Genomic DNA, 21,868 nt, shown 5'->3' with positions numbered 1-21,868 from the left:
AACACACCGGTACGCGTCCCTCGCAAGGTTCGCGGCACCACCCCCGCCGACTCCAATGCTTCCCATCCGGTCTCCAGCAACAACCGCTGCTGCGGGTCCACCGCCAATGCCTCCCGCGGTGACAACCCGAAGAATCCCGCATCGAACAAATCCGCATCCAGCAAGAACCCGCCGCCGCGGCAATACGACCGCCCCGGCCGTCCGGCGTCACTGTCGAACAGCGTCCCCAGATCCCAGCCCCGATTCACCGGAAAGTCCGATACCGCGTCCGCGCCACGAGATACCAAGTCCCACAGTCCCGCGGCGTCGGCCACCCCACCCGGATAACGACAACCCACACCCACGACGGCAATCGGCTCGCGCATGGATTCCTCGACCGCCGCCAACTGCTTGCGGGCCTGGTGAGAATCCGCGATCGCTCGCTTGAGGTATTCGCGCAGCTTCGCCTGGTCGGCCATCGGTCATTGCCTTTCACATCACGTCGAAAGAAGCGAGCAGGTGTGTCGGTGAAATTCAGTCGAGCTCGTCGACGAGCGCGTAGAGCTCGTCGTCGGTCGCCGAATCGAGATCGCCATCGAAATCGGTATCGGTGGTGACCATGCCCAGCAGTTCGCGCAGCCGTGCCGCGATCACCGCCGCGTGGCCGGTCGAGGTATCGGTGAGGGCGGCGGTGATGCCCGGCCGCAGTTTGTCGATCAGTTCCAGCACCGGCACTTCCGACGACTCCGTCTCGAATCCGAGCTGCCCGAGCAGATGCTCGGCCAGCGCCGCCGGGTTGGCGTGATCGAAAATCAGCGTCGCGGGCAGGGATACACCCAGCGCCTTGCCCAGTTCGTTGCGCAGCTCGACGGCCATGAGCGAGTCGAAACCGAGCTCCTGGAACGGCCGGTCCCGGGTGACCATCGTGTCGTCACCGTGGCCGAGCACCGCCGCGGCCCGCGCCCGCACGAATTCGACGAGCGTCTGGGTCCTAGCGCCGGGTTCGAGCCCGGCGAGCCGGCGCGGCAGATCCGCTTCGGCGGTCGAGGCGGCGACGCGGCGCACCCGGATACGGACCAGCTCGCGCAAGGGCGGGGGCACACCGGACTCGTTGGCGCGCAACGCATCCTGGTCGAGCCGTGTCACAGCGAGCACCGGCTCCCCCGTCCGCACGGCGGCGTCGAACAGTTCCAGTGCCTCGGCCGGATCCAGCGGCAGCAGCCCCGAGCGGGCGAGCCGCCGCAGATCCACATCGGCCAGGTGGCCGCTCAACTCACTGGTCCCGGTCCACAGGCCCCACGCCAGCGAGGTCGCGGGCAGACCCAGCCCGTGCCGGTACTCGGCAAGGCCGTCGAGATAGGCGTTGGCGGCCGCGTAGTTCGCCTGACCCGCCGTGCCCAGCAGTCCGGCGACCGAGGAGTACAGCACGAACGCCGCCGAAGAGTGGTCGAGGGTGAGCTCGTGCAGATTCCATGCCGCGTCGAGCTTCGGCCGCAGCACCCGGTCGAGCTGATCTCGGGTCATGGCCGTGACGACGCCGTCGTCGGTGATACCGGCGGTGTGCACGACCGCGCCGATCCGGCGATCGCCGATCGCGGCCGCCAGCGCGTCACGGTCGGCGGCATCGGCGGCCGCGACGGCGACCCGCGCGCCCGATGCGGTGAGTTCCGAGATCAATTCGGCCGCGCCCGGTGCCCGGTCGCCGCGCCGGCTGATCAGCAGCAGATCCCGCGCGCCATGTCGAGTGACCAGATGACGGGCCAGCAGCGCACCCAATGCGCCGGTGCCACCGGTGATCAGGACCGTGCCGCCGGTCCAGTCCGGCGCCGGTCCGGCGACCTGCCGCACTCGTTCGAGCCGGGCGGCGACCACATGACCGTCGCGGATGGCGACGTGCGGTTCACCGGATCGCGCGGCGGAATCCACGAGCTCGCGCGAACGCTCGGACCCATCGATTTCGACGACGGTGATCCGCCCCGGATTCTCCGCCGCCGCCGACCGCACGAGCCCGCGGACACCGGCCTGGCCCAGCTCCCCTGCCGCGGTGACGATGGCCAGCCGCTGCCCCTCGGACCGGGCCAGCCAGTCGCGGACGGTTTCCAAGGTCGCGCCGAGCACCGCTTTCGGCCCGCCGGTCGGTGCCTCGATGACCTGCACGCCGACACTGTCGCGGTCGGTCGGCACCGGCCGCCACCGCGGGACGAGCAGCCCGTCGACCTCGGTGCCCGTGGTGGCCGCCGACCTCGGGCGCAGTACCAGCGATTCGACCGTGACGACCGGGGACCCGGCCAGGTCGTCGGCCCGCAGTGACACCCGCAGCGAATCGGTGCCCGCCTCGTCGATGCCGATCCGCACCCGCAGCGCGGTCGCGCCGGTGGCGTGGATGCGCACACCGCCCCAGGCGAAAGGCAGCCAGGACTGCGCACTGTCGTCGGCGACCCCCGGCAGCAGCGCGTGCAGGGCCGCGTCGAGCAGCGCCGGATGCAGGTCCACGCGGTCGTTGTGCCGCGGCTCGGGGAGCTCGACCTCGACGACCAGCGCGCCGTCGTCGCGGCGCACCCGCCGCAATCCCTGGAACGCGGGCCCGTAGTGGTAGCCGAGCTGGTGGAGCCGCTGGTAGACGCCGCTGAGATCGATCTCCGCATCGGCGATCGCGGCGATACGCGCACCGGTGCGCTCCGCACCGGCGGGAACCACGAAACCGGTCGCGTGCGTGACCCATTCGCCATCGCCGGTGCGGCGCGAATGCACCTCTGCGGGTCGGCGTCCCTGTTCGTCGGGCAGGCCGATCCCGACCTGCACGGTGACCCCGCCGGAGGGCAGCGTGAGCGGTGCGCCGATGGTCAACTCCGCCAGCTCGTCGCAGCCGGCCTGGCTCCCCGCGTGCAGGACCATATCGACGAGCGCGGTGCCCGCCAGCACGGCCACACCGTCGATGGCGTGATCGGCCAGCCACGACAGCGACTCGACCCCCAACCGGGCGGTGAATCGGATCTCGTCGCGGTTCGCGATCGGGACGGCCGCGCCGAGCAGTTCGTGTTCGACGGCGCCGAGGCCGAGACCCGCGATATTCGCTGCCCGACCGGATGCTTCGAGCCAATACCGCTTGCCTCGGAAAGGATAGGTGGGCAGCGCCACCCGGCGGGCGCCAGGGTAGATGGCGTCCCAGTTCACCCGGTGACCACGCATTCCGACGGAGGCCAGCGCCGTCATGAGGGTCCGCCGCTCGGACCTGCCGCTGCGCAGTACGGGTGCGGCGATTCCGTCGGCCGTGCTGAGCGTCTGCTGCGTAAGCGCTGAAAGCACGCCGTCCGGACCGATCTCGAGGAAGTCGGTGACGCCGGCACGTTCCAGCCACTTGATGCCGTCGAGGAACCGGACCGGCCGGCGAATGTGCCGCACCCAGTACCCGGGGTCGGTCAGGTCAGCGGCGTCGGCCAGCTCGCCGGACACGTTGGACACCAACGGGATTGCCGGCGGGCGGAATTTCAGATCCGCGATGGCGGCGTGGAATTCGCCGAGGACATCGTCCATGTGCGGTGAGTGGAAAGCATGGCTGACCGGAAGTTGGCGCACCTTGCGGCCACGCTCGCGCCACACGGCGGCAACCGCGGTCGCGGCGTCGGCGTCGCCGGAGAGCACGGTCGAGCGCGGACCGTTCACCGCGGCGATCACCACGGCTCCGCCGTACCCGGCCAGCGTCTGGTCGAGCTCGGCCTCGGTGGCCTCGACAGCGATCATCACCCCGTGCGATCGGGCCGCCTGCATGAGCCGTCCCCGCGTGGCGACCAGCGCGGCGGCATCGGCCAGGTCGAATACACCGGCGGCGTGCGCGGCGGCGACCTCCCCGATCGAGTGACCGGTCAGGTAGTCCGGGCGCACGCCGTAACTTTCGACCGTCCGGTGGAGCGCCGTTTCGACGGCGAACAGTGCGGCTTGGGCGAAGTGGGTCTGGTCGAGCAACGCCGAGTCCGCGGAGCCGACCGGAGCGAACATCACCTCGCGCAACGGGCGGACCAGCCCCGGGTCCAGGTGCGCGCAGACCGCGTCGAAGGCTTCGGCGAAAGTCCGTGAGGTGTTGTACAACTCGCGGCCCATCCCGAGCCGCTGGCTGCCCTGGCCGGTGAACAAGAAGCCCAGTTTGGCGCGCGATCCGCGGCGAGCCAGCACCACCGCGGTATTCGGCCGGTCCTGGGCCAGATCGTCGAGTGCCTGGGCGAGCTCGGCGCGGTCACCGGTGAACGCGGCGCGCACGTCGTGGCGGGTCCGTCCGGTCGCCAGGGTGAATCCGATATCGGCGGGGCCGGCACCGGTTTCGTCGAGGTGGTCGCGCAGCCGTGCGGCCATCTCACGCAGCGCGGAATCGTCCTTGGCCGACAGAACCCAGGGCACCGGCTGGTCGGGGGTGCCGGGGTTCGCGGGTTGCGGGAGTGGTTGTTCGATGATGACGTGAGCGTTTGTGCCGCTCACGCCGAAGGACGACACTCCGGCTCGCCGCGGTGCGCCGGTGTCGGGCCACTGGCGCTGTTCGGTCAGCAGCTCCACCGCACCCGCCGACCAATCGACGTCGGGCGATGGCACTTCGGCGTGCAAGCTCTTCGGCAGAATGCCGCGCCGCATGGCTTCGATCATCTTGATCACGCCACCGACACCCGCGGCCGCCTGCGAGTGCCCGATATTCGATTTCAACGATCCAAGCCACAACGGCCGGTCCGCCTGCCGGTCGCTTCCATAGGTCGCCAGCAATGCCCGAGCCTCGATCGGATCCCCCAACCGGGTACCGGTCCCATGTCCTTCCACGACATCGACATCGGCGGCCGACAGCGCCGCGTCGGCCAGCGCCGCCCGGATCACTCGCTCCTGCGCCGGACCCGACGGCGCGGTCAAACCGTTGGACGCGCCGTCCTGGTTCACCGCCGTACCCCGCAGCACCGCCAGGACTTCCCGCCCGGCCGACTTCGCATCCGAGAGTCGTTGCAGCACCAGCAACCCCGCGCCCTCCGACCATCCGGTGCCGTCGGCCGCCGCAGCGAACGCCTTGCACCGGCCATCGGCCGACAGGCCACGCTGACGCGAGAACTCGACGAAGGTGTTCGGGGTGGACATCACGGTCACACCACCGGCCAGGGCGAGATCGCATTCGCCCCGGCGCAGGGATTGCGCCGCCAGATGCAGGGCGACCAGCGACGACGAGCAGGCCGTGTCCACCGTGATCGCCGGCCCTTCGAAACCGAAGGTGTAGGACAGCCGGCCCGACACCACGCTGGAGAGGTTGCCCGCCAGCAGCAGGCCCTCGAACTCGCCTGCCGCGCCCTGCACGCGGACCGCGTAGTCGTCGTACATGGCGCCGGTGAACACCCCGGTGCGGCTGCCCCGGATGTTCGCCGGGTCTATCGCGGCGTATTCCAGTGCCTCCCAGGCCGTCTCGAGCAGCAGTCGCTGCTGTGGGTCGATCGCGGTCGCTTCGCGCGGGGAGATTCCGAAGAACTCCGCGTCGAACAGGTCGGCGTCGTGCAGGAAGCCGCCGTGCTTGGTCGACGAGGTGCCCGGTCGTTGCGCGTTCGGGTCGTAGAGCTCGTCGAGGTTCCAGCCGCGGTTGGCCGGGAACTCGCTGATGGCGTCGACGCCGTCGGCGACCAGCCGCCACAGCTGCTCGGGACTGCGCACCCCGCCGGGATAGCGGCAGGCCATGCCGACGATCACGATCGGGTCGTCGTCGACGGTCGTGGTCGTCGCCGCCACGGTGGCCGCGCGCCGCTGCGGTCGAAGGAGGCCGCCGAGGTGGCCGGCCAGCGCCGTCGGCGATGGATGGTCGAAGACGATGGTCGCGGGCAGCGCGAAGCCGGTATCGGCACCGACGCGGTTGCGCAGCTCCAGACCGGCCAGGGAGTCGAACCCGAGTTCCCGGAACGCGGTGTCGGCGTCGAGGTCGGCGGTGGAGGCGTGGCCGAGCACGGCCGCGCTCGCCTGCAACACATAGTCCAGAATCGCGTCGGCGCGCTCGCCGTCCTCGAGCGCGGCGATGCGATCGGCCCACGCGCCCTCTGCGGTCCGGCTCGCCCGGCGGACCGGTGCACGCAGGATGACCGGAGCCGCCGCGGCGGGCACACCGGAATCGATGGTCGCCGCGACGACGACCGCATCCGGGCTGCCCAGGGCCGCGTCGAACAGCGCCAGCCCTTGGTCGACGGTCAGCGGCGGGGCACCGATGCGTTTCCAGCGCTCGATATCGGCGGCGGCCAGACTCGCCCCCATTCCGACGGCGGTATCCCACAACCCCCACGCCAGGGCGCGGGCGGGCAGACCGAGTGCGGTCCGGTGCGCGGCGAGCCCGTCGAGGTAGGCGTTGGCCGCGGCGTAGTTACCCTGCCCGGCCATGCCGACGGTGCCCGACAGCGAGGAGAACAGGATGAACGCGTCGAGATCCAGGTCCACCGTCGCCTCGTGCAGATGCCAGGCGGCGTCGACCTTCGGGCGCAGCACGGCGTGAATCTGCTCCGCGTCGAGCGAATCGATCATCGCGTCGGCGAGTGTGCCTGCGGCATGGATCACCGCGCGCAGTGGCCGGTCGGACGGGATCGCCGCGAGCACCTCGGCCACCGCCGCCGGATCGGCCATATCCGCCGCGAGCACGTCGGCGCTCGCCCCGGCCGCGCGCAGGTCGGCGATCAGCTCCTCGACCCCGGGTGTCGCGGGACCGCGGCGGCTGACCAGCATCAGGTGCCGTATCCCGTGTTCGGCGGCCAGGTGCCGGGCGAACAGCGCGCCGAGTCCGCCGGTGCCGCCGGTGATCAGCACCGTGCCGTCGGATCGGACCGGTTCTTCCGCGAATTCCGTTGTTCGCGTGGTCAGCCGGGGAATGCGCAGTGCGCCGTCGCGGACGGCGAGCTGGCTTTCGCCGGTGGCCGCGGCGATTGCCGGCCAGTCGCCGATCTCGGTCTCGGCAGGGATATCGAGCACCAGGATCCGTCCGGGGTTCTCGGTGGCCGCGACCCGTCCGAGTCCCCACACCGCGGCACCGGCGAGGTCGGTGACCTGCTCTGTGCTGGTGGTGGCGACCGCGCCGTGCGTGATCAGCAGCAGCGCCGACCCGGTGGGCTGTTCCTGGGCGAGCCAGCGCTGGATCGATTCGGTCGCGTGCACCGTCGCCGCGTGTACCTGTTCCGGGGTGCGGCCGGGCTCGAGCACGACGGCGACGACATGGGCGTGGGTCGTCTCCGGATCGCCGATGGCTACGCTGCGAGCTTCTTCCCGCCCGGCGGTATCCGGCAACGGCTGCCAGGCAACGGCGTACAGCGGCGGCCGGGCCACGAAGCCGGTGGTGGCTGTCGGCCGGAAGTCGAGTGCCCCGACCGTGGCGACCTGCTCGGCGTCGTCGGTCGCGACGGTGAGCTCGACCGAGGCCGGGCCGGTCCGGGCCAGCCGGGCACGCAACGCGCGGGCGCCCGAATGGAATACGCGCACAGTGGAAAACGCGTACGGCAACAGCATCTCGCCGGTGTTCGCGCCCTCGGCGAAGTCGAGTACCAGCGGATGCAGCACGGCGTCGAACAGGGCGGGGTGGATCCCATAGCGCCCGGCATCATCGAAGCCGTCGGGCAGGCGGACCTCGGCGAACAGTTCGTCCTCGCGCCGCCAGACGCGGGTCAGGCACCGGAACGCCGCGCCGTACTGGTAACCGCGCTGGGCGAGTTGGTCATACGCGCGCTCGATCGGCTGTTCGACGGCATCCGGCGGCGGCCACGCACCGTCGAGGATGCGCGCGGGCGGGGCCTCGGCGTCGAGGAAACCGGAGGCGTGCCGGGACCAGTCCCCGTCGCCGGCGGACCGGGCATGGATCGTGAAGGCCCGCCGCCCGGAGGCATCGGCGGCCTCGGCGATCAGCTGCACTTCGACGGGTCCGCCGAACGCAAGCGCGGCTTCCACCACCACTTCCGACACCTGATCGGCCCCGAGCCGGTCGGCGGCGGTGATCGCGAGATCGACGAACGCGGTCGCGGGCACGATCGCCGACCCGGCGATGGCGTGATCGCGCAACCAGCCGTGCTCGGCGGCGGTCAGCCGGCCGCTGAACAACACCTCGTCTCGATCGGCCCGGTCCACCCGGGTGGTCAGGATCGGATGTCCCTCCACGCGTTCGGTGGCGCCGCGCAGCCAGTAGCTGCTGCGCTGGAACGCATAGGTCGGCAATTCGACGGGAGCCGTGGGAGATTCGACCAGTGCGGTCAGGTCGGCGGGCGCGCCGTGCACGTGCGCGGTGGCGATACCGGCCACGAAGGTCTCGTCCTCGGCACGTCCGGCGCGCAGCAGGGAAATCGCGACCGAGGCCGGTGCTTCGAAGGATTCCCGCGCCATGGCGGTGAGCACCGCGTCCGGTCCGATCTCGACGAACACCCGGATGTCCTCGCGCTCGAGGTGGCGGACGGTGTCGAGGAACCGCACGGTGCCGCGCAACTGGCGCACCCAGTGCTCGGGGGAGGTCACCGTGGCGCTGGCCGGCGCCAGCGAAGAGACCAATGGAATCGCCGGTTCGCTGAACGAGACCGATTCGGCGATCCGCCGGAATTCATCCAGGGCGTCGTCCATGTGCGCCGAGTGGAACGCGTGGCTGACCCGCAGGGTGTGGGTCCGATGGCCGGCACGCCGCCATTCGTCCGCGACGGCCGTCACGGCATCGGTGTCACCGGAGATGACGACCGAGGTGGGTCCGTTCACCGCCGCGATGTCGACCGGGCGGCCGGCGATGGACTCGGCCACCTCGCCGGCGGGCGCGCCGATCGCGACCATCGACCCGCCCGCCCTGGCCGCCTGCATGAGCCGGCCGCGGGCGGCGACCAGCTTCGCGGCATCGCCCGATCCGATGACGCCGCCGACGTGCGCGGCTGCGAGTTCACCGATCGAATGACCCGCAACGACATCGGGAACCAGGCCGGCATGCCGGCACAGCGCGGCCAGCGCGACCTCCACCGCGAACAGCGCGGGTTGGGTGTACTCGGTGCGGTCGAGCGCTTCGGCGTCACCGAGCACGACATCGCGCAGCGGCAACGGCAGCCACGGTTCGAACGCCGCGCAGACCTCGTCGAACGCGGTCGCGAACACCGCGGAACGCTCATACAGCTGCTGGCCCATACCGATGTGCTGGGCACCTTGCCCGGTGAACAGGAACGCGGTGCGAGCAGGCCGGGCAGCTCGTCCCGATACCAGGTGTGGCGCGTCGGCCCCGTCGCGCAGCGCGGCCAAGCCGGCGCGCAAGTCCGCGTGGGTACGCCCCAGCACGACGGCACGCTCGGGCAGCAGCGCCCGCGTCCGCACCAGCGAGTGCGCGACCGTGCCGACCGGCGTATCCGGCCGGGCGGCAGCGAATTCCGCCAGCCTGCCCGCCTGGGCACGCAGGGCGTTGCGATCGCGGCCGGACAGCAACCACGGCACCGGCCACGTGGTGTCGGACGGCTCGGTCGCGGTCGCGTGTACTTCCTGCTCGGCTTCTTCGAGGACCAGATGCGCGTTCGTCCCGCTGATCCCGAACGAGGACACACCGGCGCGGCGCGGACGGTCACCACGCGGCCACGCACGCTCCTGTGCCAGCAACTCCACGCTGCCCGACGACCAGTCGACATGCGGGGTGGGCGCGTCGACGTGCAATGTCCTCGGCAACAGGCCGTGTCGCATGGCCTGCACCATCTTGATCACGCCACCGACACCGGCAGCCGCCTGCGTGTGCCCGATATTCGACTTCAGCGACCCGAGATACAGCGGTGCGCCCGCGTCGCGGTGCGCACCGTAGGTGGCGAGGATGGCGTCGGCCTCGATCGGATCGCCGAGCGCGGTACCGGTGCCGTGGGCCTCCACCGCATCGACCACACCGGGGGCCAGGCCCGCATCGGCGAGCGCCGAGCCGATGACCCGTTGCTGCGCGGGACCGTTCGGCGCGGTCAAGCCGTTGGACGCGCCGTCCTGGTTGATGGCGGTGCCGCGGATCAGCGCCAGCACGCGGTGTCCGTTGCGGCGGGCATCGGAGAGTCGTTCGAGCACCAGCACCCCGACGCCCTCTGCCCACGCGGTCCCGTCGGCGGCCGCGGCGAACGGCTTGCAGCGCCCATCGGGCGCGAGCCCGCGCTGGCGCGAGAACTCCACGAACATCCCGGGATTGGCCATCACGGCAACGCCACCGGCCAGAGCCAGCGTCGACTCGCCCGCCCGCAGTGACCGCACCGCGAGGTGAACGGCGACCAGCGACGACGAGCACGCGGTGTCCACCGTCAACGCCGGCCCGAGCAGACCCAGCTGGTAGGCGATGCGACCGGACATCACGCTGGGCGCGGTGCCGGTCAGCACATACCCGTCGGTGCCTGCCGAGGGCGCGTACATGCGCGGCCCGTAGTCGGAAGTGGTGGCGCCGACGAATACCCCGGTCCGCGTCCCGGTCAGCGACTGCGGATCAATGCTCGCGTGCTCGATTGCCTCCCACGATGTTTCGAGCAGCAGCCGCTGTTGCGGGTCCATGGCGAGCGCTTCGCGCGGCGAGATGCCGAACAGCGCCGCGTCGAACCGGCCGACGTCCGCCAGGAAGCCGCCGCGCCGGACGTAGCTGGCACCGGCCCGATCCGGTGACGCGTCGAACAACGCGTCGTCCCAACCGCGGTCGGTGGGAAACTCGGTGATGGCGTCGACGCCGTTGGTCACCACCCGCCACAGCTCGTCGGGTCCGGTGACACCACCGGGGTATCGGCAAGCCATACCGACGATGGCGATCGGATCGTCGGCAACCGCCGCGACGATCTCGGGCCGGTCGCCGCCGTGTGCCGTCCCGGTCAGCTTGCCTTCCAGGTACTCGATCAACGCCGCGGGGGTCGGGTAGTCGAACAACAGCCCGCCCGGCAGGGACAGGCCGGTGGCGCGAGCAAGGGCCTTGCGCAGCTCCACCCCGAGCAGTGAATCGAATCCCAGGTCGCGGAAGCGGGCGTGCGGGTCGACCCGTTCCGAACCGTCGAAACCGAGGACGGCCCGGACGTGGCCGGTCACCAGCGCGGCGGCATCGATGGCCGCCACAGCGGGAGTCGGCTCATCGCCGGACGGCTCGCGGCCGTCCCCGCCGACGTCGTACGTCGCCTGGCGATCGAGGCGCGCACCCTCGTCCGGGCGCCCAGGCCCGTGGCCGATTCCGGCCGGACCTTCGGCCAGGGGGTACCGGCGGCGCTGGAACGGATACGTCGGCAGGTCCACGGTTCGGGCGTTCGCATCGGAAAACAGTGCGGGCCAATCGACCAGCACGCCCCGCACATGCAGTTGCGCGGCGGCCGCCACGAGCGTGCCGGGCTCGTCCCGCTCCTGCCGCAACGCCGGGACAGCGGTCATCCGCTCCGGGAGGACCACCGCGTCGGCGATCAGCGCCGAGCACACCCCGTCCGGTCCGAGTTCGAGAACCTTCGTGACGCCGTGGGTTTCCAGCGCCCGGACGGCGTCGAGGAACCGGACCGGCCGCCGGATGTGCTCGACCCAATAGTCGGCCGATGCCCACTCCGCCGCCGCACCGCCGGTCACCGAGGACACCGCCCGCAGGCGGGGCTGCTCGAAGCGCAGGGCTCCTACCACCGCGGCGAACTCATCGAGCATCGGGGCCATCAGTGGCGAGTGGAAGGCGTGGGAAACGCGTAGCCGCTTGACTTTTCGTCCCCATTCGGCGACCCGCGCGGCGATGTCGAGCACTCCGGCCTCCTGCCCGGCGACCACGACCGCGCGCGGCCCGTTGATCGCGGCGATCCCGAGATCGGGATTGCCGGCCAGCAGTGGCGCGATCTCGGCTTCGGTGGCTTCGAGCGCGATCATCGCACCGCCACTGGGCAGCGCCTGCATGAGCCGACCGCGCGCCGCCACCAGCGTGGCCGCGTCCGCGCGCGAGAGCACCCCGGCCACGTGCGCCGCGGCGATCTCACCGATGGAGTGCCCAGCGACGAATTCCGGTGTGATTCCCCATGATTGCACCAGCCGATACAGCGCCACCTGCAGCGCGAACAACGCGGGCTGGGCGTAGCCGGTCTGATCGAGGCCGTCGCCGGTGGCGATGACGGTGCGCAGCGGCCGGTCGAGAGCCGGGTCGAGATGCGCCGCGACGGCATCGAACTCCGCCGCGAAGACGGGGAATTCGCGATACAGCCGCAGACCCATGGCGGTCCGCTGACTGCCCTGGCCAGAGAACATCACTGCCAGCTCGCCTGGTTCGACCGCACCGGTGCTGACCTGCGCGGACGGCGATCCGTCCGCCAGTGCCGCCAGTGCGCGTCGCAAGGCCGGGCCGCCGGCCGCGGTGACCACGGCGCGGTGATCGAAGCTCGTTCTGGTGCGTGCGAGTGACCATCCTACATCGGCGGGTTCGTGCTCGGCGGCCACGTCCTGCAATCGTTTCGCCTGGCTCGCCAACGCCTCCGGGGTGCGCGCCGAGAGCACCCATGGCACGACCGCGAGGGGGCGGCGCGGCTCGCTCGGTGCCGAAACCTCCGGTCCCTCCCCGACAACGACGTGGCAGTTCGTGCCGCCCATCCCGAATGAACTCACCCCGGCCACGAGCGGCGCGCCGGAATCCGGCCATGCCGAAAGCTGAGTCTGGACAGTGAGACCGAGTTGATCGAGCGGTATGGCGGGGTTCGCGACCGAGAAGTTCAGGCTGGGTGGCAGCTGCCGGTGCCGGAGGCAGAGCAGCACTTTGAGCAGACCTGCCAGCCCCGCCGCGCCTTCCAGATGCCCGATGTTGGTCTTCACCGATCCGATCGGCAGCGGATGCGCCCGTCGGGCACCCAGCACCGCGCCGAGTGCGGCCGCTTCGATCGGGTCACCGACCGGCGTGCCGGTGCCGTGTGTTTCGACGTACTGGACCTGCTCGGCGGTCACCCCGGCACGCCGATACGCTTCCCGCAGGACCTCCTCCTGGGCGGCCGGCCCCGGTACCGTCAGCCCATCGGTCGCACCGTCGTTGTTGACCGCGCTCCCCCGGATCACACCGTGAATACGGTCACCAGCCGCCACCGCGGCGGCCAGCGGTTTGAGCAGCAGCACGACCCCGCCTTCACCGCGCACGAAACCGTCGGCGCGCGCGTCGAACGCGGCGGAGGTGCCGCTCGGCGAGAGGCCGCCGAATCGTTCGGTTGCCACCGCGGCGGCCGCGGACAGGTGCAGGTTCACGCCCGCCACCAGCGCTGTGGACGCCTCGCCCGCGCGCAGACTCTGGCACGCCAGGTGCACGGCCACCAGGGCCGATGACTGCGCCGAATCAATTGTCAGACTCGGTCCGTGCACGCCGAGGAAGTACGAGATCCGATTGGCGATCACACCCCGGCTCACACCGGTCAGCGTGTGATGGGTGATCGCATCGTCGGGCAGTGTCCCGAGCAGCGTCGCGTAGTCGTCGCGGTGGGTACCCACGAAGACCGCGGCGTCGCTGCCGCGCAGGTCGTCGGGCCGGGTGCCGGCGTCTTCCCATGCCTCCCAGGCCAGTTCGAGGACCAGGCGCTGCCGTGGATCCATCGCGGCGGCCTCGCGCGGGGAGATCCCGAAGAACGCGGCGTCGAATCCCTCGACGTCGGCGAGAAACGCACCGCGCCGCTGCGGCCGGCCCGCCGAGTCGGTGAACTGCATCCGGTTCTGCGGCCAGGAGGAGATGGCGCTGGTTCCCGACCGCAACAGTTCCCAGAACGCTGCCGGGCCATCGGCCTGAGGAAGGCGGCACGAGAATCCGATGACGGCGATTTCGGCATTGTCGGTTACAGGTGTCGAACTCAAAACAACTCTCCCCTTTGTCGCCACGGGATATGGTTGACACTCTCGCCGTCGAGGGCGTGACTTCAACGTAACCAAACATGTGGCACAACTCGGTAATTCGCTCAGCACGCGCCGGTAATCCATTGGTAATCGCGGAGTTACAGACGGCGTCGACTTCCGCACACAGCAAATACGCCGCGACCGTCCGGTACGCGGCGTATCGAATTATGGGTCCCGATTACCTGCCGATTATCGAGTCCGCGCCCGGCGGCCGGTGACCCGCTCTCGGATCGCGGCCGTGATCGCATCGGCGTGCTGATTGACGAAGAAATGTCCACCCGGGAACTGCCGCATCTCGAACATGCCGCTCGTGTGCGACCGCCACTCCGAGACCTCCTCGACGGATGCCTTGGGATCCGCATCGCCGGTGAAAGCTGTGATGCCACATCGCAATCGCGGCCCGCCCGCCCACCGATAGCGTTCGATCGCGCGGTAGTCGCCGCGGAGGGCTGGCAGGATCATCGCCGCGATGTCAGGGTCGGTCAGCGCAGTCGATTCGGTCCCGCCGAGACGGGCCACGTCGGCCAGCAGTTCCTCGTCACCGGCCAGGTAGGTCGTCTCGTCCCGGCTGGTACCGGGCCCGCGCCGCCCCGAGACGAACAGCTCGATGAGCTCGGCACCGGCAGCTTCCAGTCGGGCCGCCACTTCGAACGCGAGGATCGCGCCCATACTGTGCCCGAAGAATGCCGTGGGCCGATCGATCCATGGAATTACCGCGGAAGCAATATGATCGGCTTGTTCGCCGATATCGTCGATGACGGTTTCGGTGCGGCGTTCCTGCCGTCCCGGGTACTGCACGGCGACCGCGTCGATTTCCGGTGCCAGCGCGTGCATCAAACGATGGAAATAGGTCGCGGATCCGCCGGCATAGGGAAAACACACCAGCCGATCCGGGGCGTCGGCACCCGGACCGAACCGGCGGATCCATTTGCGTTGATCCGGTCGTGCCGGTGTTTCGAATCGAAGGTTGTCCGCCATGCGAATCCCTTGCTCTGCTCGATCGGATTCCGTGCCGGGCGCCGCGCGAGTTCACCCGCGCGGCGTCCGGCGTGCACCATCAGGACATCAGCCCGAGCTGCTTGGACATCTCGAAGTTGTCGTAGCTGATGCGCCACCAGCAGATCAGGCCGTCACGGAATTCGTAGGTATCCATGCCTTCCATATCGAACCGGCGGCCGGTTGCCGCGACCGGCGGCTCGGGGTGCTCCGGCGGCCAGCCCGAGATACCCCCGGAGAGGGTGCCGGACCCCCGCCACGGAATCACGATGCGGTTGCCGTCCAAGGCGATCAGTGGCGCGGCGGTCGCCTCGAATCGCATATCGGGAAACGCGGTGTAGGTGATCTCGGCGAAGCGGCGGAAATCCGCGTGTCCCGTGCTGAACCGGCCGAACATGGCCGGGTCCTCCACGAGGATGTCCTCGGTGCACATCGACAGTTGTGTGTCGATGTCAGCGGAATTCACCGCCTGGTACCAGCGGCCCATCAGGTCGCCGATCTGGTCGGCGCCGGGCAGCGAGCCGCCCAGATCGGCGCGTGCACCGCGGTAACGGTGGTCGAAGTACTCGATCTTCTCGAGCGATGTCATCGGATGCCTCCAGGTCGATCGGGTAGTTCGTCAGTCCGAGCCGCGCACGGCCAGGGCGTGGGTGAAGTGATTCGCCGGGTCCCACTTCGCCTTGATCTGCTGCAGCCGCGGGTAGGCGCTGCCGAAATACAGCTGATGCCACGGGATCGACGAACCGTTGAGCGCCGGGTCGAGCGGATCGGTGTCGGTGTAGTTGAGCACCGCACCGTCGTTGGCTCCGCCGAGCCCGGGAACACCGCCGGTCGAGGCGTACACCTCGCGGTACCAACGGCGGGTCCAGGCCAGGTGGGCCGCATCCTCCTCCGCAGTGGCCCACATCACCACGTACAGCAACTTGATCACCGAATCACGTTGCGACACAGCCGTATCCGAGGGATCTACGGTGTTGACCCGGCCACCGTATCCGGCGATCTCCACCAGGGTGGCGGGGTTGTCGTAGTCCGGGTCGGTGAGATGGCGATACATCGCCCGCACCTGATCGGCGGGCATGGCGGTGCGCAGATACGCCGACTTGCCCTTGAACCGTCCCTTGCCTTCCCAGCCGTCGCCACCGAGTCCGGCCCATGCGGTCACGTGCACGAGCCAGTCGACTCGCTCGCGCACCTCGACACGGTAGGTCAGGCCGGTGCCGTCGGTGACCGCGGCGAGGAAATCGTCGAGCAGCTGCTCGGCATTCGGGGTAGCCGCGTCGATCTGCGAAGACATCAGGAACTCACCGGCCGAGATGTGCCGGGGCTTGAGCGCGCTGAACAGATTCAGATACGGCGAGTCGAGTCCGGAATGACGCTCATGCCAGGCGGTGAAGTTGCCCAGCAGCTTGCCGAACGACTCCTCGCTCAGCTCGTCCCACGAGAAGGCGACCTCGGAAACGATCAATTCCCGCGGCGCCGGAGGCAACTGGCCGGCCGGGTCACTGCCCTCGGCGCCGGGCGACCGCAGCCAGAACTTGGTGACCAGACCGAAGGTGCCGCCACCGCCGCCGGTGTGCGCCCACCACAGATCCCGGTGCGGGTCGTCGGCCCGGCGGGTCGCCACCACCTTGCGCGCACGACCGTCCGCGTCGGCGACCACCACTTCGACGGCCTCCAGGTAGTCGACGAGGTGTCCGAGCTGCCGCGACAACGCACCGTATCCGGCGTTGGTCAGCTGCCCGCCCAGGGCGACCGGCGGCCCGACGCCGGCGGGGACGGTGACATGCCATCCTTCGTACAGTTTCCGGTACAGATCGGCGGTGGTGATGCCCGGCCCGACGGCGAAGGCCGACCGCTCCGGGTCGTAGTCCACCGATGTCATCTGCGAGGTGCTGATGATGACCTTGTTCCCGGGGTTGGCGATCAGATCCTCGTAGCAGGCGCCACTGCTGTGCAGCGCGAACCGCACGCCGCGGTCGAGCACGTGCTGCACCGACTCGACCGCTTCATCGGCCGTCTTGGGCAGCAGCACGTAATCCGGTGCGCCCATCCACCGGCCGTTGAAGCTCGCGCCGAGCACGCCGTATCTCGGGTCCTCCGGCGTTACCCGCTCGACATCGAAGGTTTCGATCATTGCTTCTCCTTCTGTCCGCTGCTTGCTGGTCAGGCGATCGCCGCCAAACGATGTCCACCCGCGTCCCGGATCTCGCGGCACACGTCCCGCAGGGCCGTGATGAGCTGCTCGATTTCGGCCGCGTCGATGTAGACCGACGGCTCGAAACGCAGTGTGTACACCGCGCTCGAGGTCGGGAAGGTGCGAATGTCGTACTCCCGCAACAAAAAGCCGGACACGTAGTAGCCGAAGAAGCCACTTCCGTCGAGCTCCCGCAGCACCTCCGACGAGGAGCCGGCCTGGCCCGCGAATTCCAGTCCGACCATCAGGCCCCTTCCACGCACGTCGGCGAGCACGGTCGGGAATTCCGCCTGCAGCGCGCGCAGCGCGGTGAGCAGTTCGGTACCGCGCTGGGCGGCCAGGCGGTATACCTCGCCGTCATTCGCCTCGAGCATCGCCAGCACCTTTTCGGCGAGCAGGCACGAGAAGCTGTCCTTGGCGAAGGTCGAGCTGTGCATCATCTCGAAATCGCGCTGGTAACGCGACTCTCGCACCAGCATGACCGCGGACTTGGCGATCCCGCCGCCGAGGCTCTTGGCCATGGCGTAGTAGTCGCCGCGCAGGCCCAGGTGGGTGCTCGACAGGAACGCGCCGGTGCGTCCCATTCCGCTCTGGATCTCGTCGATGACGACCGGGATGCCCAGGTCGGCGGCGACCCGGGCCACGTCTTTGGCGAAGTCGGCCGGCAGTTCGTGAATTCCGCCCTCGCCGAGGATCGGTTCGAGCACCACCGCGCAGAACACCGGGAACGGCCGATCGACCACCCGCAGCCGATCACCCTGGACCTGAAGGTCGCGCAGATCGCGGCTCTCGGATCTGACCACCTCGTCGATCGCACCAGGTTCGTCCACGGGAACGAACCGCGCCTGGGCAGCCAATGCCGAGAACACCGCCCGATAGATCGGGTTGTAGGTGAGCTGGACACTGCCGGCGAGCTTGCCGTGGAACGAGCCGACCGGGGTGAGGAACAACGGTGTGCTGTCGAACAATGCCTGGTTGTGCTCGTTCACTTCGGCCACGAGCGCGTCGATGCGCTCTTCCCGCACCGCACCGCTGTCGACCGACGCGCGCGCGGCGGCGACATTCGCCTCGATCTCGGCGCGCAACTCGGCGATCCGCGAGAACCGTTCCAGCTCAGCATGTTTCATCGCCGCTTCGATGGCTTCGGCGCCGCTGTTTGCGAAGATCGCGTAATACGACTCGTCGGCGTCCAGTTCCCGTTGGATGATTCGGTTCAGTTGGGCCGCCACCCGATTGGCGTAGGGGTGGCGGGAGAACTGGGCGTGGATCGGCGTCTGCCCGGCCAGCAGTTCCCTGGCGTAGTCGATGAGTTCGGGATTGGAGTGCCCGAGCAGGGTCGAGCCGTATCCGCCGACGAAGTCGAGCACCCCGACTTCCTGTCCGTCGCGGTGATAGTAGAGGGTGTTCGCCTCGCCCCGCGTGTATTCGACATCGAGCCCGGCCGTGGCCAGCACCCCACGCAGGTAGGGTTCGGCGTATTCCTGCTCGGTTCCGACCGTTGTCATCGGTTCTCGACCTCCTCGAGCCGAACCAGGTTCACGATCTCCGCCGCCACGGTTTCCGGCGCCTGCTGCGGCTGCCAGTGCGACGTCTTCTCCAGCGTCACCAGCCGATACGGTCCGGTGACGTATTCGGCGGTCTTCGTGACCGCGAGCTTGCTCACGGCGGTATCGGTGACGCTCCACACGAACGTCGCCGGGACCGGGACCGGACCGAATCCGAACGGCTCACCGAGCAGGTTGTTGGCGCGATACCAGTTCAGCGCCGCGTCGAGCACGCCCGGCTCGCTGTGCTTGGTGACGTACCGGCGCACCTGCTCCGGCGTGAGCACCCCCTCCCCCGCCTGCGCGAACCACGCCCACAACTGGGCGGAATCGTCGGCGAGGAACTGCGCCGCCGCGTCCTCGGACATGAGGAATTCCACGTACTGGGAACTGTGCTGCTGCTCGTCGTCGACCCGGTACGCGTGCTGGTACGCGTCCAGATGCGGAATCGCCAGCGCGACCACACTGCGCACCCGGCCGGCGTGGCGCGCGCCCAGGTACCAGGCCACCGCCGCACCCCAATCGTGGCCGACCACGTGGGCGGACTCCACTTCCAGCGCGTCCAGGATCCCCAGCGCGTCAGCGGCCAAATGCGGCAGCGCGTAGTCGCTCACCCGCGCCGGGCGGGCATCGTCGGAGTAGCCACGCTGGTCCGGGGCGATGGTGCGCAGCCCGGCCTGGTGCAGGATCGGCGCGACATCGGCCCAGGACAACCGGCTGTGCGGGAAGCCGTGCAGCAGCAGGACCGCAGGGCCGTCCGCGGGCCCCTCGACATCGACGTCGAAAGTCGACTCGCCCAGGCCAATTCGTTTCAGCGACATCGGGTCACCCCGCCATGATCTTGGCTTCGAGGTGCGGCTCGTGCAGCACGCTCGGGTGGTCGGCCAGACCGATGACGCGCTGGTAGGCCCGCGACACGTCGCCGTCGCGGCTGGCCGCGTCCTGGACTCGAGCGATGAACGCGTGTGCCGCCAGGATCTCCGGGGTCCGCTCGCCTTGGACCTCGGGGTAGCTCAGGTCGGCGCCGACCGCCATCTCCCAGCATCCGTCGATGGCTTCGGCGGCGAGGTCACGGAAGTAGGCCAGCGGATCGATCTCGCCCCCGGCCTGCACGTGCTTGCGCAGCACCATGGCGCCCATGGCCGCGACGGTCATGCCTTGGGCGTAGCTGGGATTGAAGCTGGCCACCGCGTCGCCGATGACCAGGAATCCGGCCGGGAAGGCGGTCATGCGCTGGTAGTGCCTGCGCAGGTTGGTGGGGAACTTGTAGGCCACCGGGTCGTTCAGCGGTTCGGCGTGCTGCAGCGTTTCGTAGATATCCGGCGCGGCAAGGGTTTTGATGAACGCGAGGTACCCCTCCGGGTCGGTGGGCGGGTGGTCGCCGAGAATGCCGTAGGCCGTCACGATGGCGCGGTTGCCGTCGATCTTCTGGCAGATACATCCGCGCGGTATGCCCGCCGAGGCCACGGTGTTGATCGAGATGTCGCCGCCGAACGCCTCGTCCGGGATGCGGTAGTACCGCGTGGCGTACCCCATGCCGATCTTGTGCTTCTCTTCTTCGACCCGCCCGTAGTCGAGGTCGTCGAGCCACACCGCCGCGCGGGAGCCACGGCCCGAGGCGTCGAGCACGAGGTCGGCGGGCAGCAGGGTCTCGTGCGAGTTCTCCGGGAACACCCAGATACCGGCGATTCGCTGGCCGTTCTCGACCACCTCGAGCCGGCTGATGTCCGCCTGTTCGACCAGGTCCACATTGGGCAGGGCCAGCACGCGCTCGCGAATGTGGGCCTCGAAGAACGGCCGGCTCGCGGTGAGACAGATCAGCCCGGAGTCGACCTGGACCAGGCGTTTGCCGTTGATGATCCAGCGCACGTCGCCGGACGCGTCACCGATGGCCGCACCGTCGGCGACCATCTGGTCGGTGACTCCCGGAAAGAGTTCTTCGGCGATCTGCTGGCCGCGGGAGAGCAGGCCGTGCAGGTGGTGCCCCTGCGGCAGGCCACGCCGCAGGAGGTTCGGGCCGGTGAGGTGGTCTCGGTCGACGAGGGTTACCCGCTCGTACCGGTCCGCGAGCACGCGGGTGGCGAACAACCCGGCGAGCCCGCCCCCCAGTACGACAGCGCGGCTCTCTGCGCGGCTGGTCATGGCCTGTCTCCTCTGTTAGTACAGCTCGTGCCAGTGGCTCCTCGCCCATCCGCGACCAGCCACGGGGCGACCGTATCGAGAGCGTCCTCATCGACCGCTCATCGTCGGGAAACTGGACTTCATTCGTGCAGCCCGGAACGGTTTTCGAGCCGTCGCGGGGCGGCGCGTCGCACGATTCGCGCCGCCCCGCGGCGGATGCCGGGATCGCTCAGACCGATTGCCGGATATCGAGGACGGCCTTGCCACGCACTGTGCGGTGCAACAGCGCCTCGACGGCGTCGCGATAGTCTGCCCAGTCGCCGCGCCAGCCGATCGACAGGTCGAGCTCGTCCCGCTCGGCAAACCGGACGAGCTGCGCGAGGTCGCCGCCCAAGGGGCTGGCGATATTGAAGGTCTCGATGCGCCCCCGATCGACCCGGATACGGGCTTCCTCGAAGTCGATGGTGGTCGATTCCCGCGAGGCCTTGCCGACGGCCACCACGGTGCCGCCCGGTTCGAGCCGCAGATAGGCGTCGGCCAATTGCTTCCCGCCGACATTGTCGATCACCCCGAAGGCCCGGCCACGCATCGCCTCGGGCCCGATTACCACTTCGGCGGCCCCGAGTTCGTCCAGACCGATCCCCCGTTCCGAATTACCCACCGAGGCAACGACTTCCGCACCGGCGAGGTGCGCGAGTTGCACGGCGTACCTGCCGACACCACCGGACGCCCCGGTGATCAGCACACGACGCCCGACGATGGACCCGAGTTGCCGAACCGCCTGCAGCGCGGTGACCCCGGCCACCGGGAGTGCCGCGCTAGCACCCAGATCGAGCCCGCCGGGCACCACGGCGAGTTGCGCGGTGTCGACCGCGCGCCGTTCCGCCCAAGCGCCGGACCAGCCGAACGTGACTATCCGGGTTCCCGCGGGTGGTCCGGAGCCGTCCGCCGCGGGGGTGACGACGATGCCCGCGGCATCCCAGCCGGGGATCGTACCGTCGGGTAGGTCGGGCACCCGGAAAGCGACCTCCCCGAAGTTGAACGAGAACGAAACGACCTCGACGAGCGCTTCGGACGGCCCGGGAACGGGCTCCTGCGCATCTCCCATCCGCAGCATGTGCGGACTGACCCTGTCGTGTACGAGTGCCTTCATCTCCTGCGTTCCTCCCGTTGGCCGGCGCGAGGAGCGCCGGCGGATGTGGTGCGGGCGCGCCACGACCGC

9 protein-coding genes are annotated in these 21,868 nt (G+C 69.6%); all 9 read right to left on the bottom strand.

Annotated features, from left to right (window positions below; genetic code table 11):
• A partial coding sequence (locus tag AB0M45_RS17495; protein WP_364329527.1) for a beta-ketoacyl synthase N-terminal-like domain-containing protein occupies positions 1-458 on the bottom strand: 458 nt, incomplete at its 3' end.
• A 55-nt stretch (positions 459-513) separates the two neighbouring features.
• Positions 514-13,752, bottom strand: coding sequence for a type I polyketide synthase (locus AB0M45_RS17490; protein WP_364329524.1), 13,239 nt, complete (start codon positions 13,750-13,752; stop codon positions 514-516).
• A gap of 228 nt (positions 13,753-13,980) precedes the next feature.
• Positions 13,981-14,769, bottom strand: coding sequence for an alpha/beta fold hydrolase (locus AB0M45_RS17485; RefSeq protein WP_364329521.1), 789 nt, complete (start codon positions 14,767-14,769; stop codon positions 13,981-13,983).
• Positions 14,770-14,848: 79 nt separating this feature from the next.
• Positions 14,849-15,376 carry a nuclear transport factor 2 family protein gene (locus AB0M45_RS17480; RefSeq protein ID WP_364329518.1) on the bottom strand — a complete coding sequence of 176 codons (528 nt, stop codon included), beginning with the start codon at positions 15,374-15,376 and terminating at the stop codon, positions 14,849-14,851.
• A gap of 30 nt (positions 15,377-15,406) precedes the next feature.
• Positions 15,407-16,921 carry an FAD-binding protein gene (locus AB0M45_RS17475; protein WP_364329515.1) on the bottom strand — a complete coding sequence of 505 codons (1,515 nt, stop codon included), beginning with the start codon at positions 16,919-16,921 and terminating at the stop codon, positions 15,407-15,409.
• A gap of 29 nt (positions 16,922-16,950) precedes the next feature.
• Positions 16,951-18,486: an aminotransferase class III-fold pyridoxal phosphate-dependent enzyme gene (locus AB0M45_RS17470; RefSeq protein ID WP_364329512.1), complete on the bottom strand. Its 1,536-nt coding sequence runs from the start codon at positions 18,484-18,486 to the stop codon at positions 16,951-16,953.
• Positions 18,483-19,346, bottom strand: coding sequence for an alpha/beta hydrolase (locus tag AB0M45_RS17465; protein ID WP_364329508.1), 864 nt, complete (start codon positions 19,344-19,346; stop codon positions 18,483-18,485). Before AB0M45_RS17465 ends, AB0M45_RS17470 begins: the two co-directional genes overlap by 4 nt.
• A 4-nt stretch (positions 19,347-19,350) precedes the next feature.
• Positions 19,351-20,667, bottom strand: a complete 1,317-nt coding sequence (locus AB0M45_RS17460; protein WP_364329506.1) for an FAD-dependent oxidoreductase — start codon at positions 20,665-20,667, stop codon at positions 19,351-19,353.
• A 208-nt stretch (positions 20,668-20,875) separates the two neighbouring features.
• Positions 20,876-21,799: a zinc-binding dehydrogenase gene (locus tag AB0M45_RS17455; protein ID WP_364329503.1), complete on the bottom strand. Its 924-nt coding sequence runs from the start codon at positions 21,797-21,799 to the stop codon at positions 20,876-20,878.
• Positions 21,800-21,868: the final 69 nt, after the last annotated feature.

The sequence above is a fragment of the Nocardia sp. NPDC051787 genome, assembly GCF_040681325.1.
GTDB lineage: Bacteria > Actinomycetota > Actinomycetes > Mycobacteriales > Mycobacteriaceae > Nocardia.
Note: the sequence above shows the minus strand (reverse complement) of the source record. Positions and strands in the feature narration are given on the sequence as shown.